The sequence below is a fragment of the Pseudomonas sp. 2995-3 genome, from assembly GCF_002742565.1.
Taxonomy (GTDB): Bacteria; Pseudomonadota; Gammaproteobacteria; order Pseudomonadales; family Pseudomonadaceae; genus Aquipseudomonas; species Aquipseudomonas edaphica.
In genome coordinates this window covers 1-278 of record NZ_LJSB01000213.1, presented here as the reverse complement: position 1 = coordinate 278, position 278 = coordinate 1, and the positions used below count along the sequence as shown (strand labels likewise).

General features: G+C 35.3%; 1 protein-coding gene. It reads right to left on the bottom strand.

All coding sequences use genetic code 11. The features are described 5' to 3' along the window. Nucleotides 1-278: hypothetical protein (locus AOA62_RS31820; RefSeq protein ID WP_218244151.1), on the bottom strand; the 278-nt coding region annotated here is incomplete at both ends.

Here is a 278-nt window from a genome sequence, read left to right as displayed (position 1 = left end):
TCCTTTTTCTGCCTCTACCTCGAATTCTCCACCCATTTCATTCTGTTCCTTTATTGTATAATTATTTGATTCCAAGTAGTTTTGATATAATGATAGTACTTCTTCTCTCCTATCACTTTCTACCCTAAAGGTTAAAGAATAACCTGAGATCGTGTCATCTTCGAATTCTGTTATTAAATTTCCAACTGGATTTATATCATCTGGAATTGGAATATCTGCTGGAAAGTCCTCTGGAAGATCTGTATATACGGTTACTTTGCCATCTTCCCCTTCATAAC